Below are 542 nucleotides of genomic sequence, written 5' to 3'. Positions count from 1 at the left end.
GCCAACATTTCCTTTTGATAATAAGCGCCTTGAACCGCTGTAAGATAAGCCCCTTCCCAGATATGCTTATAGGTCTCGGGACGGTTTCTCAGATCATCAAGCCGCGCTTCATTCAAGATCTTAGGAAACTTCGGATTGTCTGACCAATTGATCTCTACACGCTTAATGGCTTCATTGTCTGAAAAGCGAAACCGCTTCTCAACGGGGGCATTCTCTCGCAACGGGTTCCATGTCACCCATAACTCTGCTCGCCACCCCTCGCCTTCTTCACGCAACGTTGGAATAAGCGTCTGCCAAGCCGTCTCTGTAACGGGCTCTGCCTCATCAACCCAACAAAGCAAGATACGCCCCATCGATTTAATGCTCGCAATATTACGGTCCAGACCAGAAAACTGAAAGGCTACGCGACCATCTATCGACTTAATCGACGACTCCCCAACCTTGTAATAGTCCTTTAAAAAGTCATGCGCTTCAATGGCGCGCTTAATCTCCTCCAATGAACTTTCTGCCAAAGAATTCTGAAACTGACGTGCACAAAGAAT

Annotated in this window: 1 protein-coding gene; it reads right to left on the bottom strand. The window is 47.6% G+C overall.

Going from position 1 to position 542, the window contains the following annotated elements; translation table 11 throughout:
• A partial coding sequence (locus tag ACFINI_RS10175; protein ID WP_375648063.1) for a phage terminase large subunit occupies positions 1-542 on the bottom strand: 542 nt, incomplete at both ends.

The sequence above is a fragment of the Bartonella sp. AA56HLJMS genome (assembly GCF_042197145.1).
GTDB lineage: Bacteria > Pseudomonadota > Alphaproteobacteria > Rhizobiales > Rhizobiaceae > Bartonella.
This window is presented reverse-complemented; position numbering and strand designations above follow the sequence as displayed.